At 57.3% G+C, this 12187-nt stretch carries 21 protein-coding genes and 1 pseudogene; 9 read left to right on the top strand and 13 right to left on the bottom strand.

Going from position 1 to position 12187, the window contains the following annotated elements; all coding sequences use genetic code 11:
* Positions 1–166 precede the first annotated feature (166 nt).
* Positions 167–571: an HVO_A0114 family putative DNA-binding protein gene (locus J07HQW2_RS06840; RefSeq protein ID WP_021054693.1), complete on the bottom strand. Its 405-nt coding sequence runs from the start codon at positions 569–571 to the stop codon at positions 167–169.
* Complete coding sequence (locus tag J07HQW2_RS06835) at positions 568–888, bottom strand: toxin-antitoxin system TumE family protein (RefSeq protein WP_021054692.1); 321 nt, start codon at positions 886–888, stop codon at positions 568–570. The genes J07HQW2_RS06840 and J07HQW2_RS06835 overlap by 4 nt, the downstream gene beginning before the upstream one ends.
* A gap of 170 nt (positions 889–1058) precedes the next feature.
* On the opposite strand from J07HQW2_RS06835, the gene J07HQW2_RS06830 reads away from it, so the two are divergent.
* Complete coding sequence (locus J07HQW2_RS06830) at positions 1059–1562, top strand: nucleotidyltransferase family protein (RefSeq protein ID WP_021054691.1); 504 nt, start codon at positions 1059–1061, stop codon at positions 1560–1562.
* A gap of 91 nt (positions 1563–1653) precedes the next feature.
* Here the strand turns inward: J07HQW2_RS06830 and J07HQW2_RS06825 are convergent, their stop codons facing one another.
* Positions 1654–1881, bottom strand: a complete 228-nt coding sequence (locus tag J07HQW2_RS06825) for an antitoxin VapB family protein (protein WP_048075185.1) — start codon at positions 1879–1881, stop codon at positions 1654–1656.
* 38 nt (positions 1882–1919) lie between these two features.
* Positions 1920–2109: pseudogene (locus J07HQW2_RS18050) on the bottom strand (RNA-guided endonuclease TnpB family protein); the annotation flags it as partial.
* A 53-nt stretch (positions 2110–2162) separates the two neighbouring features.
* On the opposite strand from J07HQW2_RS18050, the gene J07HQW2_RS19950 reads away from it, so the two are divergent.
* The 3 genes from J07HQW2_RS19950 (at position 2163) to J07HQW2_RS19945 (ending at position 3759) form a co-directional block, all read left to right on the top strand.
* Positions 2163–2249 (top strand): hypothetical protein, encoded by an 87-nt coding sequence (locus J07HQW2_RS19950; protein WP_394324635.1) that lies wholly within the window; start codon positions 2163–2165, stop codon positions 2247–2249.
* 516 nt (positions 2250–2765) lie between these two features.
* A complete protein-coding gene (locus J07HQW2_RS06820) occupies positions 2766–3335 on the top strand; it encodes a DUF7342 family protein (protein ID WP_021054689.1) in 570 nt (189 codons plus the stop codon).
* Positions 3336–3387: 52 nt separating this feature from the next.
* Positions 3388–3759 carry a toxin-antitoxin system TumE family protein gene (locus J07HQW2_RS19945; RefSeq protein ID WP_394324634.1) on the top strand — a complete coding sequence of 124 codons (372 nt, stop codon included), beginning with the start codon at positions 3388–3390 and terminating at the stop codon, positions 3757–3759.
* Between the two features lie 178 nt (positions 3760–3937).
* On the opposite strand, the gene J07HQW2_RS06815 is transcribed toward J07HQW2_RS19945, so the two are convergent.
* Positions 3938–4468 (bottom strand): PIN domain-containing protein, encoded by a 531-nt coding sequence (locus J07HQW2_RS06815; RefSeq protein WP_021054688.1) that lies wholly within the window; start codon positions 4466–4468, stop codon positions 3938–3940.
* Between the two features lie 9 nt (positions 4469–4477).
* The gene (locus J07HQW2_RS06810) at positions 4478–5185 is read right to left on the bottom strand and encodes a DUF7437 domain-containing protein (RefSeq protein WP_048075529.1); all 708 of its coding nucleotides are present in this window, start codon (positions 5183–5185) and stop codon (positions 4478–4480) included.
* Positions 5186–5423: 238 nt separating this feature from the next.
* Between J07HQW2_RS06810 and J07HQW2_RS06805 the strand changes: the two genes are divergently transcribed.
* The gene (locus J07HQW2_RS06805; protein ID WP_021054686.1) at positions 5424–5567 is read left to right on the top strand and encodes an NTP transferase domain-containing protein; all 144 of its coding nucleotides are present in this window, start codon (positions 5424–5426) and stop codon (positions 5565–5567) included.
* Between the two features lie 55 nt (positions 5568–5622).
* The gene (locus J07HQW2_RS18040) at positions 5623–5763 is read left to right on the top strand and encodes a hypothetical protein (protein ID WP_303704009.1); all 141 of its coding nucleotides are present in this window, start codon (positions 5623–5625) and stop codon (positions 5761–5763) included.
* Between the two features lie 58 nt (positions 5764–5821).
* Here J07HQW2_RS18040 and J07HQW2_RS06800 read toward each other — a convergent pair whose 3' ends face one another.
* Positions 5822–6334 carry a type VII toxin-antitoxin system HepT family RNase toxin gene (locus J07HQW2_RS06800; protein WP_021054685.1) on the bottom strand — a complete coding sequence of 171 codons (513 nt, stop codon included), beginning with the start codon at positions 6332–6334 and terminating at the stop codon, positions 5822–5824.
* 83 nt (positions 6335–6417) lie between these two features.
* Positions 6418–7824 carry an ATP-binding protein gene (locus tag J07HQW2_RS06795; RefSeq protein ID WP_021054684.1) on the bottom strand — a complete coding sequence of 469 codons (1407 nt, stop codon included), beginning with the start codon at positions 7822–7824 and terminating at the stop codon, positions 6418–6420.
* 138 nt (positions 7825–7962) lie between these two features.
* Between J07HQW2_RS06795 and J07HQW2_RS06790 the strand changes: the two genes are divergently transcribed.
* The 3 genes from J07HQW2_RS06790 (at position 7963) to J07HQW2_RS06780 (ending at position 9287) form a co-directional block, all read left to right on the top strand.
* On the top strand, positions 7963–8283 hold the full coding sequence (locus J07HQW2_RS06790; RefSeq protein WP_021054683.1) for a hypothetical protein: 321 nt from the start codon (positions 7963–7965) through the stop codon (positions 8281–8283).
* A gap of 94 nt (positions 8284–8377) precedes the next feature.
* The gene (locus tag J07HQW2_RS06785) at positions 8378–8857 is read left to right on the top strand and encodes a DUF7342 family protein (RefSeq protein WP_048075527.1); all 480 of its coding nucleotides are present in this window, start codon (positions 8378–8380) and stop codon (positions 8855–8857) included.
* A gap of 85 nt (positions 8858–8942) precedes the next feature.
* Positions 8943–9287, top strand: a complete 345-nt coding sequence (locus tag J07HQW2_RS06780; protein ID WP_303704007.1) for a toxin-antitoxin system TumE family protein — start codon at positions 8943–8945, stop codon at positions 9285–9287.
* Positions 9288–9636: 349 nt separating this feature from the next.
* Here the strand turns inward: J07HQW2_RS06780 and J07HQW2_RS18035 are convergent, their stop codons facing one another.
* The 5 genes from J07HQW2_RS18035 to J07HQW2_RS06760 form a co-directional block, all read right to left on the bottom strand.
* Positions 9637–9933, bottom strand: coding sequence for an orc1/cdc6 family replication initiation protein (locus J07HQW2_RS18035; RefSeq protein WP_021054680.1), 297 nt, complete (start codon positions 9931–9933; stop codon positions 9637–9639).
* 6 nt (positions 9934–9939) lie between these two features.
* The gene (locus tag J07HQW2_RS18030) at positions 9940–10500 is read right to left on the bottom strand and encodes a Lon-insertion domain-containing protein (RefSeq protein ID WP_303704006.1); all 561 of its coding nucleotides are present in this window, start codon (positions 10498–10500) and stop codon (positions 9940–9942) included.
* A 172-nt stretch (positions 10501–10672) separates the two neighbouring features.
* The gene (locus J07HQW2_RS06770) at positions 10673–10918 is read right to left on the bottom strand and encodes a GNAT family protein (protein WP_021054678.1); all 246 of its coding nucleotides are present in this window, start codon (positions 10916–10918) and stop codon (positions 10673–10675) included.
* Positions 10915–11136, bottom strand: coding sequence for a DUF433 domain-containing protein (locus J07HQW2_RS06765; RefSeq protein WP_021054677.1), 222 nt, complete (start codon positions 11134–11136; stop codon positions 10915–10917). Before J07HQW2_RS06765 ends, J07HQW2_RS06770 begins: the two co-directional genes overlap by 4 nt.
* 334 nt (positions 11137–11470) lie before the next feature.
* Complete coding sequence (locus J07HQW2_RS06760) at positions 11471–11785, bottom strand: hypothetical protein (RefSeq protein ID WP_021054676.1); 315 nt, start codon at positions 11783–11785, stop codon at positions 11471–11473.
* Positions 11786–12187 lie beyond the last annotated feature (402 nt).

Raw genomic sequence — 12187 nt, 5'->3', positions numbered from 1 at the left:
TGAGGGATCCGACTCAGACCGCGGCATCGTTTCGAATTCAGCGACCTCACCGATCTTCTCGACACGAGCGTACTGCCGCTGCCAGGCGACCGCCGGGAACAGGTCGTGTCGATCAAACAGCGCTCGCGCCTGCGAGGTGAGCAGATATAGTTACATATATTTTGAATCACACCGAGGCAGCATCCCGCTCTGCGGTCTCCCGGAGCGGGAGTTGGATGTTAATTTCGTCGTATGGGACGATGGGACGCTTGGCTCGCCCCTCAGCAACGAACTCAACGACATCGTATCCTTCGAGCCGTTCGAGGTTTTCCGAAACTTGTTTGATGTCTCGATCGACGACCCGAGCGGCCTCGCGGATGCTCGCGGGCTCTTCTTGTGCAATCGCCTGAAGAAGGTCGATAGCGCGCGGTGTGAAGACCTGTGCCAGCTGGTCGGTAGTTTCGAAACTTAGACGATGGGGAGCCTCCTCTCCAACTGCGTCGCCGGTGAGTGCCTGCGTGAATGCCTCGGCAGTGCGTTGCTGGACGGCACCGATCGATTCAACAGTCACAATAAGGATGTTCTGTGTCATGGGTTGTTGTCGTCCTGTGATGGCTTTTCTTCGCGCAACTGTTCAATCTCTGTCCAGAAGCGCTCTTGGACCGCCCCGTAGCCGGGAAATCGGTAGTCGTCGTCAAGTCCATTGGACGTGTGTCGTTCGTGGACGTCATGGGAGTTGTCATACCGTATTAGCGTCGTCTCGTCTTCAGTACCGAAATGAAGCCGGTACTTGACACCATCCAGGAATTTCTCCGACTCCGGCACGCTCAGCACGCGGGCACGGAGAACGGTGCCATCCGCAAACCGCCGTTCCGTGTCTTCCAACACACGCACGTCGTTGGGTGCCATCGATATCTGATGTTTCGTACCACATCATAGTAGCTGTTGCGGTATACAACAGCATATAGGCTACCTCAAGAGAGGTATCAACTCGTGTTCGACAGGCTCCCTGGTTTTCTCAACACAAGCACATTTTAATGATCAATGGATTGAGGTTGCCGGTGTGTCCCAGTCCTTGTATGAACGCGGTCATCGCGGCCGGCGGACGAGGGAGTCGGCTCGGCGAACTGACGACGGACCGATCGAAGGGGCTGGTCGAGGTCGCGGGACGACCCCTGCTCGCGCACGTCTTCAAGAGGGCAGTCACCGCCGGGGTCGATGAGCTAGTCGTGATCGTCGGGTACGAGGCGGCCCAGATTGTCGACCGGTTCGGCGACGCCTTCGCGGGCGTCCCGATCACATACGTCCACCAGCGCGAGCAGCTGGGGCTCGGGCACGCCGTGCTTCAGACGAATCGGCACGTTGACGGGACGTTCCTGCCCGTGAACGGCGACAATGTCTTCTCAGGGAGCGTGGCGCCCGCGGTCGCGGCTGTTGGGGAGGCTGACGCGGTGCTTGTGGTCGAGGAGGTCGCAGCGACGACCGGCGTGATCGAGATGCCCTCAGCGATACTGAGATCGTCGCGACCGGTCGCGATATTGGGAGTATATCGAACCGCGAGAGGAGGCGATCGAGGTCGTTGATCGCCTGCTGATTGCGTGTCGATCCGCTTCGTCAAGAGCAGCTACTTTCCCGTCGACCCTGCCGTGATCGATATCAACAAGGACGGACGTGTCACAGATCTTCATCGGTGACTCGATCCATCGTTCCCTCGCTCAACCGCTCGATCTCGTCGGCGACCTTGTCAGGCGTTTCGGCGTCGAAGATGCCTTGGCCGGTGACATCCGAGATCTCACCGCCGCCGTCAAGTTTGTCGGCGATCACCTCGCTGAAACTCCGGTCTCCTTTCTCGCGTTTCAGTCGACGGTACACGTCGTCGCTGATCGAGATGTCCTTGCTCATATGTTGCATATGGGTACCATACGTGAATCGCTTCGGGGTCAAGCCCCGAGGCTTCCCGTTTCCACGACGTGACTTGCAGACACGGACTCGAAGTGAGTCGCGTCCGTAGCGGTCACTGTCTCCACGGGTGTGTCTTCGGGACATCCCAAGCCCTAACTCAAAAAAACCGCGTTGTAGGACGTTCATCGCCGCGCTCGCGTCCCTATCCGTTTCAAACCCACACGCCGGCGCTTCCCGTCTCCTGCTCGCGGGTCGGCCGCTGGTGGTACGGCGGCGAGGAGATCGGTATTGCCGGAGTCAATCGAGAGGCTGGGACCTTGCTCCTCGGGGAGTGTAAGTGGACCACGGAACCTGTGGGGGATATTTGACAGGCTCACGGCGCTCGAATCGGAGGTCCGGTGGCAAGGAACCGACCGGGAGGTGCGGTACGCGCTCTTTTCGCGGGTCGGTTTCACGGACGAGTTACGGACCGTGGTCGACGAGCGGCCCGACGCGTCGCTATACGGGGTTCCGGAGCTCGCGACGCTGTTCGAATCCGAGCGGTGAGCGGGTGGTGCTACCACGGGTTCGCATCGCGGACCGGCAGCGTCGAAACCGGACGTACTGCGGGAGTACACACGTTGACCGACGGATTCAGGTGCCGAGTGACCGACCGCTTAGGCATGGACACGGTCATTGCCGCCGCCGGGCGCGGCAGTCGACTCAGCGAGCTGACGGCGGACCGGCCGAAGGGGCTCGGCGACGTGGCGGGGCGGCCCCCCCCTTGCGCACCTCTTCGAGACGCCGATCGACACTGGGTCGACGAGTTGACCGGTGTCGCCTGTATTTGAAGCGGGATAATCCGCCTGAAGAATTTTTATACCGTTTTAACCCCAGTATACAGTATGGAGGATCCGGGTTCGGACATCAAAGCCGACGCTGATGAACGCGCACCAGATTTCGACGCGCTGACCCCGCCGGAGGAGGTTGTTCGTGGTGACCGAACACGGGACGACTTCTTTGATGCCGTGCTCGGACTCGACGATCCGGAGACAGCAGGCGAAGTTGCCGAGCGTGCGGGACACGGGGTCGACGCCGCACGTGAGTACTTGGACTGGTTCGAACGGATGGGCATCGTCATCCAGGTCACGGACTCGCCGGCTACCTACCAACGGAATCAAGAGTATCTGAATTGGCGACGCGTCCAAACGCTTCGACGCGAATACACAACTGAGGAGTTACTCGACCTGCTACAGTCGGAATCAGAGCGGGCGGACGCACTCGCAACTGAATTTAATGCCGAGTCCTCTACGGACGTCTCGATCACACAGTATGCCGCAGCAAGCGACCAGTCTATCGAGGCGGTCTGGGAGCAACTCTCGTCGTGGGAAGCCGCTCTGCGTCGTGTGTCTCTACTTGAACGAGCACTCACTCCTACGTCCGGCGAAGCTACAGATCGCGAATCCGCGGCATGACTGCTGACCCCGATGCCGAGACGGAGGGTTCGATTTCGACCGGCTAGCGGTCATTCGAGAGCGTTTCGCGACGGACGATCGGTTCACCGAAGTTGATGACCAACCTGGCTTCGCGCCCGAACGGCTGGTCTGTCAGTACAATCGGCAACTCTACCCTAAGCGGGTTCGGAGTGCCCGTCTAGAGATTGTCTGGTTCGAAAACGGAGATTTCTCGCTCCATTATCACGAAACTCACGAGACGGGGGCGTTCGATCACCGGTGGGATAGACATCCGTCTGGGCACAACACTCGTGACCACATCCATCCGGGACCGGACGCACCGACACCGGGTGACGATACGACACACCCGACCGACTGGCGTGACATCCTCTCGACGGTGCTTTCGGAGATTGAAGCCCGACAGCGCGGCTTCTGGACCCGGTAGTCCCGTTGATGGGGTTATGTGACCGGCGTGTGGGGTCTCGCGTATGAACGCGGTCAGCTAGGACGAGGTCGCCTCGATAGTCTCCTGACCGCGCCAAGCACCGCAGGAACGAGGCGCGCAGCTGTGGTCGCGGGTTCTTAAGCGGCCGAGAGATTTCCGCATAATGGGCACCTCCTGACTAGATCAGCCGCATCGAGTCGCCCGAATCGTCACCGATGATGTCTTCCGATCCGTGAACCGCGATCGTGTCCGTGTACCCTTGCGCCCGGACTGCGTTCTCGATGCCCCTCTTGGCAGGCTTATCGTCTGTGAGGACGATAACACCCGCCGTTGAACGGTCTCTGACGTACTGGATCGCTAACCCGGCGAGAATCGCATCCGTTTTTTCGACCTCGTGTTCGGCCTGATCGGTTTCGTTCGCAATAGTTCGTTTGGCGATATCACTCGCGGCGACAGCGTCGCCATCCGTCGGTGAGGGGGCATCGATAATCGTTGCCCAACCCTCGTCGAGTGCCGTTCGGACACGGTCCGTTTCTGATCCTCCAAGTTCACCGATCACGCGCCTAGGGAATTTGCAGACAACGCCAGCATTTTGGACGACACTCCGGAAGCGCTGATACTGAGGATTCGAAGGACTGCCGATTGCGTAGAAAATATTCGCGTCGACAAGGACGTCTTGGTCAGCAGAGAATGGTATGTCGGCGTCCATTCGACCGGTTCACCTATTGAGATCCGACGAGCGGGTCGGGGCATCAGATCTTTCGTCAAGGTCAGGGAGATCCATTTCGTCATCCACATCCGGGAACAGGTACTCGAAGAATGGATCGTGGTCTCGGCCAACGACCAGTGCCGGTTTGAGTGCGTAGACGATCATCATTGCTTCCGTTTCGCGAACGTCGATATCAGTGGCCACCATCCGCTGGGTTGTCTTGCCCGCGAAATGAAGTCCAGCACCCCGTAGCGCAGCGATAAGCTTCCCGATACCGTAGCGGTCAATGAAGTACGCGACATCCTCGTCGACCTCTTGGAGTGCGAGGGCGTGGAGGACGGTCGGTGTGATGACGATCGGGGCGTACTGCTCGACGATGACGATCGGATCGGCAGTCAGTTGCTGGGGGCGCGTCGAGTCATCACGGTCGACGAGGCCGAGGTCGACCAGCCGATTGAGGTACTCGTAGGTCGTCGATTTCGAGATATCGAGTGCCTCCATGATCTCCGGCGGGGCAACCGGCCCCCAGTAACACACGTAGACGTAGACGCGGGCCAGTGCTGGGTTGTTGAGCAGCTGAACGACCGTCTCGAGTCGCGGAGCGTTCCGGGCCAGCGTCTCTGGCTTGAGCGCCTCTTCGTCCATCACGTCTCTCGGTGGCGAGTCCAGCGCGTCGATCCCGCCGTCCGAACGAACGCGATCGTGATCGGAGGTCATACTTGCTAGTCCGAAGTCTATGTACTTCAGACTATCGCCGCAAACGACTGTCACACCGCCCGTGACCACGTCCATCCGAGACCGGACGCACTGACGACCGGAGACGATACGACACACCCTACCGACTGGCGTGACGTCCTCTCGACGGTGCTTTCGGAGATTGAAGCCCGACAGCGCGGCTTCTGGACCCGGTAGTCCCGTTGATGGGATTAGATGACCGGCGTGTGGCGTCTTGCGTATGGACGCGGTCATTGCCGCCGCCGGGCGCGGCAGTCGACTCGGCGAGTTCACCGACGACCGGCCGAAGGGACTCGTCGACGTTGCGGGGCGACCCCTGCTCGCGTATGCGTTCGAGACGGCGTCAGAACAACAAGCGTCGTGACCGAAACGAGTGGACGAGCGGCGTTACTAACTAGCACGGCGTCGGATCCAACAGTATGAGCAGCATCGATCTCCCGTCGGACATGTTGGACGCGATCGCGGCACCACCGGAGGACCGCGAACCGATCGTCCGGCAGGAACTCGCGGTGTCGCTGTACCGGGAGGAGTATCTGTCCTTCGGAAGGCACAAGAGCTAGCCGGCCTCTCGAAAGCGGAGTTCCATCGACTCCTCAGAGAACGTGAGGTGGAGCGACACTATACTGAGGAAGATCTCACGCTCGACATCGAGTACGCGTGAGAGTACATCTGATCTGGTCGAGCGAGAACAGACCACGTTTCACGACCGTCGATCCCGAAGCCACTGTGCGACCTCCTGCTGGAATCGCTTGAACCAATGGAGGTCCTCGTGTAACACCTCATACACCACGCCGTGGTCGATCTCTCACGAGCCGATGTGCGAGGACATTTCGGAAACCCAACGGCTTCCTCGATTTTGTGCTGTGTGTCACGAGAGATGACCTCCAACTCATCGAGTGCTTGTATCTCTTCTTTCGCCGTTTCGCCCGACGATATACCGTTCGCTGCGCGGACGTGTTGCGCGAGATCAATACAGGACTGGATCAGATTCATTAGTGTTCGTTCGACTGCTCGCTGTAGTACGACGTCCGAAACGTACTCCTGTTTAGGGAGCCCTCGCATCTCCGCGAGATCGTTCGTGTACTCGTGCGCCTGCTCCAGTTTCGTCGCGACGACCTCTTCGTCCACCATCTAGAGATCTCCTCTCGCGAGCCGATCGATGAACTCTTTACGGTCCCGTTCCCGATCAGCGGCAGTTCGTTCGTGTTCGGCGTCTATTCGGATAGCACCTCAACGACATCATCAACAGTAAACAAACTGATGTCGTCCCGCCCTTTGACCGCTTCCTCCAGTGATGACGCGAACCCGCTTCGGCTAAACAGTACGTACTCGTAGTTCACGTCGCCGTCGGTCGGCGACCACGCGATCTCGGGTGCCTCCTGTTCAAGCTGTGCAAGAACATCGTACCCCATCGGTTGCTGCTGGAACTTCGCCTCCCCGACCAGTAACGTATCGCCGTTCGTCGGGGCCACGATATCGATCTCGCGTCCGTCGGTGTCCCACCACTGACCCGGAGATTCCGTGAACGTGTACACGTCTTCGTACTCGTAGAGAACTGCCCGCTGACAGAGGCGTTCGAACGACGAGCTGACGAAGTCCGGAAGGTGTGGTTCGACGAGTTCGTCGTACGCATCCGCCCCGAACACTTCGTGGCGGGACGAACGACCGTGGACGAACCGGAACCAGAACGCGAACAGTTGGTCCCGAATCCGATACCGGCTGTTCCGACTCCGGGAGGGATCAACGGTGACTGGGTACTCCTGCTCGATTATCTGGAGCTCCCGCAGGCGGGAGAGGTAGTAACTCGCACTGTTGGCGGTAATACCGGCAGCCTGAATGATCTCGTTTCGCTTGTGGTTCCCCTCTGCCATCGCTCTCAGTACGGCAAAGTACCGATCCACCTTATCCAATTCCCGGTACAGAACATCTTCAGGCTCCTCGTGGAGGCCACCATCACGGAGCAGCAAGGTGTCCGTAATGTTCCTCTTGAGTGACTGTGTGTCGTCTACAGCCCGGAGGTATTCCGGTGTCCCTCCGAAGACACCATACGCGATCACCTGCTCAGCCGGCGCGTAGTTCGGAAAGAAGCTCATCGCGGCACCGAACGGTAACGGGCCAATCTCAAGTTTCCCATTTGGTCGCTTTGAAATCCGGCCATACAGTGGTGAACTTCCGTCGATCGCGATCTCGTGTATCATCCCGACCGCCGAGCCAGTTAGTACGAAGGTCGTACCCGTATCGGCGACGTTGTGATCCCAGAGCCGTTGGATGAGAGAGGGGAGCGCTTCGTTTTCGTTTACAAGATACGGGAACTCGTCGAGAATCACGGTCGCATTCTGTTCGGCGAGATGCGTGAGAACGTTCTCCCAGTCTTTCCGAATCCGGTTGATCCCCGGAAACACCGTTGCAGCATCAGCGATGAAGGAGTCGAGTTGCTGCTCCGTCGTCCCGTGTGCTGCTTGATGATACACCGCATCATCGCGATCTTCGATGGATTTGACGACGAGTGCTGTCTTCCCCATCCGCCGACGTCCATAGACGACGCTCAACTCCGCAGAATCACTTTCGTACAGCTCGTGGAGCCTGTCGAGTTCTCGTTCTCGGTTGACGAACGTGGGCATGTATTCACCGTCGGCCCCCCAGTATATAAAAACGCGCAGATAACGTAGTTTAGACTACTGTAGTCAAGACTACTATAGCTGAGAATATACGAGTAGGCTCTGCCAACAGATTGAGATTGGTGATGCGCTAGTGTTGGTATGTACGCGGTCATCCCCGCTGCCGGGCGCGGCAGTCGACTCGGCGAGCTGACGGCGGACGGATCAAAAAGGCTCGTCGACGTGACGTTTCTCCTTTTGAACGGCGACAACTTCTTTGTGGGCAGCGTCGCGTCGGCGGTTGCAGCCGTCGGAGAGGCGGGCGCCACGCTCGCCGTTGAGGATGTTTCGCCCGAAGTCGCGGTGACGATCAGCGTGATCGAAATGGACAAGCGGGGGCGCGTGAACGTGAACACGCCCGGAGACGTGGAGCGGGCGAACGAGATGGTGCATGGGGAGAGCAGAACAAATAGAAACGGGTGATATATATCTACAAGCTCTTGGATATATATTTTCCCAGAGCATAGGAGGTTCTATGTCGAACGAAACGGACGCTGCCGATTCAAACGCTCCCTCGATGACGCGAGGTGAGCGAGTTCGTGCGGCCGCGCGAACGCTCCGAACGCCCCGAACCGCATCGTGGGTCGCCGAAGAAACAGAAACCACGACGAAGACGGCCCAGAAGTACCTCGATCAGCTCGTCGAAGACAACGTTTTACAGAAGACCGACCGCGGGAGCCAGACGCTCTACTGCGTCGATCAACTGATGGCGAGCTATCGCGAAGTCGCGACCCTCCAGCGCGAGCACGACCGGGAAGAACTCGCCGACACCCTGGAGTCGATGCGGGCGCGGATCGCAGAGTGGGAAGCCGAGTACGACGTCGAGTCGCCGAGCGAACTCCTCGCGAGTGTCGCTGACGTCGATACCCCTGACGAAGCTGAGAGACGGCGTGAGATCGCCGGCGAGTGGGACCATCTCGCTGACCGGTTACCGATTATGAAGGCAGCGCTGAAAGAGTACGACTGGGCGACCGACCAAGACAGGGTTCCGGTCTGAACGATGGGGTTGCCAGGCACGATCGACACGTCTGTCTACGACGGGCTTCGTGACGTTTTAAATCGACATCCCAAGGTCACAACTGTTGGTTTTGAGCCGGACAGCATCTCGAAAGAATACATTCGGGCGAGCATCGCTCCCGACCGGGTTGAGCCCCCCACTACTCGAAGTGGAGTGGCGGTTTCGACGAGAAACGGAATCCTATCGAATCCACTACGCGGACCCGAACACAGGTTTCAATTGTGGGTGGCACCGCGACGAGGATCATCCGGACCTCGGTTCGGTACAGTTTCAGTGCGAACACCGAAGCACAGGGGAATCCGATCGGACACGCGCAGAATTCACAAAATCTGTTCCGACAGAGATTCTGTGGACTGCGCTTCATCGGTTGTTCAAAACGACGATTCCAGCGTATACGTCGAATAGATAGTTGATTTTTGTGAGTATGCGGGACGAACCCCTGACACCCCACCGCGTCGAGTGCTTTTTTCCCGGGGCAGTAGTCAGCCCCCACACCCCACTGCGTCGAGTGTTACTACGATACAGTTGACATGGTGATAGACACACTCGATACCGAGTGAGATTACTGGTCTCGCCCGTTGATTCCTTCGGGTAGTCGTACACATCGTTCAGATATGACCGTTTAGCGTCGGTTACGCGGGTTGATCGTCGCTGCCGTCACCGAGAGACACACCACGTACCGAGTGAACCCGATTATTTGAGCCCACAGCGTATGGATGTCACACACCTCGTGCCGAGTGTGGGTACCTGACTCGTTACTACCGATTGAGGCCCTTCGTGACAATCTCAGGTGAACCCAGGAGCCGGTGGACGCGATAGCTTCCCTCCTTGTGCCCACTGCCGGTATGTTCGCTTTCGGTCACGCTAAGAAACGCCTGCTCTTTGAGAAGTCGCTGGACGCGATCATAGCTCAGCGGAGCAGTATCGACCTCGTCGGCGATATTTGTATACATATCATACAGTTCCGCTGTGCGGAACTGCTGACGATCAGTCTGTTCAGTGAGGAGGGCGAGCGCGCGGAGAATATGCTTGACGTGTGGCGGTCGTCCACTCACGAGTTTCTAGAAACGATTGATTTGTGCTTTTTCAAGCGCGGCATCCACATGCGCTTCAGTGACGTGTTCGGCCCGCTCCTTCTCAGCGAGCCGCCCTGCTTCATACAACATATCGATCGCTTTCCGTGCGTCTCCATGCTCGCGTGCCGACAAGACCACCGTTTTCGGGATAACCTTCTCTTGAAGCAAATCCTCGGCGAAGGCGTCTCGACGGCGTGTTAAGATGGCCTCCAACTGTCGGGCGCCGTACGGACCGAACACGGGTTCGTTATCCTGAAGCGAGGAATCGACCCGCTCGCTCACCCGTTCTCGGTGTTCGATCTTGTTGCTGATACAGATCGCTCCGATGAACCCGTCGGCTTTTCGGCTTTCCTGCGCGCGTGAAATACTCCGTAGCAGTTCATCGCCGTCCAGCCTGTCGATTTCATCGAGTATCACGAGAGACGCATCAACGTCGGCGGCATCTATCATCTCCACGCAATATCGTGATAATCTGCGGCGCCGATTCCCTTGTGGGGGATCGACTGTATGGGCGTTTGCGGTCCATTCATTTTCGTTGGAACTCACTCGGTAGAGGACGTGTCTGCTAACCTGAAGTCTGGGGTACCGTTCTAACTGAACTGAGTCACGCTGACTGCGTTCTACTGCTTCAACAGGTGTCACTCGGTACGACATGTGTGACGATGGCTTGACGGGGTTTCATCTCTCGATTTCACTCGGTACAAGATGTACCCCCGTACTACCCTCCCGGAGGACCCGACGTTGCCAGGACGAGTTCGACATCGACCTCGGTATCGTCGACGCCTTCGGAGAGTGCTTCGTGGACGTGCTCGGCAGCGATACCTTTGCCGCGGAGCGACTCGGGGACTCGTGTTCTCGTCGACAAGTACCCGGTATTCCATTCAGCTATCCATCGGTTTCCCGGGTTAACTCGGCAAGTGAGGTTGCCCCACTCTCCTGGACCGTCGCCTCGCGTTCGTTTCACCGTCTCTTGGCGGTTGTCATCTCTTCAGGGTTATCGTGGTAGTGCTCGAGTGCGCCGTACACATCAACGACATCCACACCGAGCTGGGCAGCCACCTCCTCGGTCGACTTTCCTGCCCCTTCGACGAGTCCGCGAATCCGGCGTACCGTCACGCGTTGACCCTTGATATGCGGTTCATCGTGGAGTTCGCTCACGATCCGAATAGACGACTGTGTCATATTCGGATTTAATGAGCTGGCTCAGATAAACGGTTGTCTCGCCAGTGCTCAGGGCACAGAAATAAGTGCCGTCCGTCGATCCACAGGATTAATAATAACGAACCTATCTGCGGAAACGTCATCACAAAGACCGCTAAGCTGGGTGAAATTGATATCAGCGATTTGTTTTGGGGACCGAAGACGACCTATCGTCTCTCTGGGGGAGTGTTTCCACCGACCCGGCTGTGTTGTCTAGTAGCTAATCGACGGAGTTGGTGGACTCACTGCCAATTAATCGTAATTCGCCAATCCAAAACAATCCACACAGATTAAAAAAGTATCTATCGTTCAACTGTCAAGCGTCTATCCCAGCATCTTCAGCTAAGCCATCATCGTCCTCACCATCTTGATTAATATACTGCCAATCTTCAGTGTCGAGATGCCCTTTGAGATATGCTTCACCGTCTTCGGTGATTATGTAGACACCATTGCCCAAGTGCCGTACAAGACTTTCTTCAGCTAATCGCTTACATCGACGATGAACCTGCTGACGAGAGTATCTAATCGGACCTTTACGCTTCATTTTGGTGGGGGAGCCAGATTCGTGCTCAAATAGATACTCGAGAATACGATCATCCACAGCAGTCATCCAGTTACCCGCATATCTCATATATATATTTTATACACCAAGGTCTATATTACGGTTGTTTGTCCATCTAACATATCATCGTTACATTAAAGTTACTTTGGTGATTCAGAGGAACTATAGAATCCGAGTTACGAACCTTCGGTTCGTGAGGGAGTGTGGAAACCCCGGTCGCGGTGTAGTCGCACCCAACCGGGACGGGTTCTGTGCACAAGCGCAAAACCATGTTGTTATTATCAACTGCAGGAATTAAGTCCTGCGAGACGACTAGCGAATCGAATCGTAATAGCTCCGACTGTGATTTGTGTATCAACTTAGCCGACGGCTACGATGTTTTCTTTGGCGGTCTACTCTCACTCTGTATACCGTGCGCTGCAACACGGAGTGTTGACGCAGACACTGTGGACAGATACAATGTCTCCTCCG

The organism is Haloquadratum walsbyi J07HQW2 (assembly GCF_000415985.1).
Lineage (GTDB): Archaea > Halobacteriota > Halobacteria > Halobacteriales > Haloferacaceae > Haloquadratum > Haloquadratum walsbyi_B.
This window is presented reverse-complemented; position numbering and strand designations above follow the sequence as displayed.

What these genes read in the sequence shown, in the direction of transcription:
- J07HQW2_RS06840 (WP_021054693.1), bottom strand. Translation starts at nt 571, where the DNA reads ATGACACAGAACATCCTTATTGTGACTGTTGAATCGATCGGTGCCGTC.
- J07HQW2_RS06835 (WP_021054692.1), bottom strand. Translation starts at nt 888, where the DNA reads ATGGCACCCAACGACGTGCGTGTGTTGGAAGACACGGAACGGCGGTTT.
- J07HQW2_RS06830 (WP_021054691.1), top strand. Translation starts at nt 1,059, where the DNA reads ATGAACGCGGTCATCGCGGCCGGCGGACGAGGGAGTCGGCTCGGCGAA.
- J07HQW2_RS06825 (WP_048075185.1), bottom strand. Translation starts at nt 1,881, where the DNA reads ATGAGCAAGGACATCTCGATCAGCGACGACGTGTACCGTCGACTGAAA.
- J07HQW2_RS06820 (WP_021054689.1), top strand. Translation starts at nt 2,766, where the DNA reads ATGGAGGATCCGGGTTCGGACATCAAAGCCGACGCTGATGAACGCGCA.
- J07HQW2_RS06815 (WP_021054688.1), bottom strand. Translation starts at nt 4,468, where the DNA reads ATGGACGCCGACATACCATTCTCTGCTGACCAAGACGTCCTTGTCGAC.
- J07HQW2_RS06810 (WP_048075529.1), bottom strand. Translation starts at nt 5,185, where the DNA reads ATGACCTCCGATCACGATCGCGTTCGTTCGGACGGCGGGATCGACGCG.
- J07HQW2_RS06805 (WP_021054686.1), top strand. Translation starts at nt 5,424, where the DNA reads ATGGACGCGGTCATTGCCGCCGCCGGGCGCGGCAGTCGACTCGGCGAG.
- J07HQW2_RS18040 (WP_303704009.1), top strand. Translation starts at nt 5,623, where the DNA reads ATGAGCAGCATCGATCTCCCGTCGGACATGTTGGACGCGATCGCGGCA.
- J07HQW2_RS06800 (WP_021054685.1), bottom strand. Translation starts at nt 6,334, where the DNA reads ATGGTGGACGAAGAGGTCGTCGCGACGAAACTGGAGCAGGCGCACGAG.
- J07HQW2_RS06795 (WP_021054684.1), bottom strand. Translation starts at nt 7,824, where the DNA reads ATGCCCACGTTCGTCAACCGAGAACGAGAACTCGACAGGCTCCACGAG.
- J07HQW2_RS06790 (WP_021054683.1), top strand. Translation starts at nt 7,963, where the DNA reads ATGTACGCGGTCATCCCCGCTGCCGGGCGCGGCAGTCGACTCGGCGAG.
- J07HQW2_RS06785 (WP_048075527.1), top strand. Translation starts at nt 8,378, where the DNA reads ATGACGCGAGGTGAGCGAGTTCGTGCGGCCGCGCGAACGCTCCGAACG.
- J07HQW2_RS06765 (WP_021054677.1), bottom strand. Translation starts at nt 11,136, where the DNA reads ATGACACAGTCGTCTATTCGGATCGTGAGCGAACTCCACGATGAACCG.
- J07HQW2_RS06760 (WP_021054676.1), bottom strand. Translation starts at nt 11,785, where the DNA reads ATGAGATATGCGGGTAACTGGATGACTGCTGTGGATGATCGTATTCTC.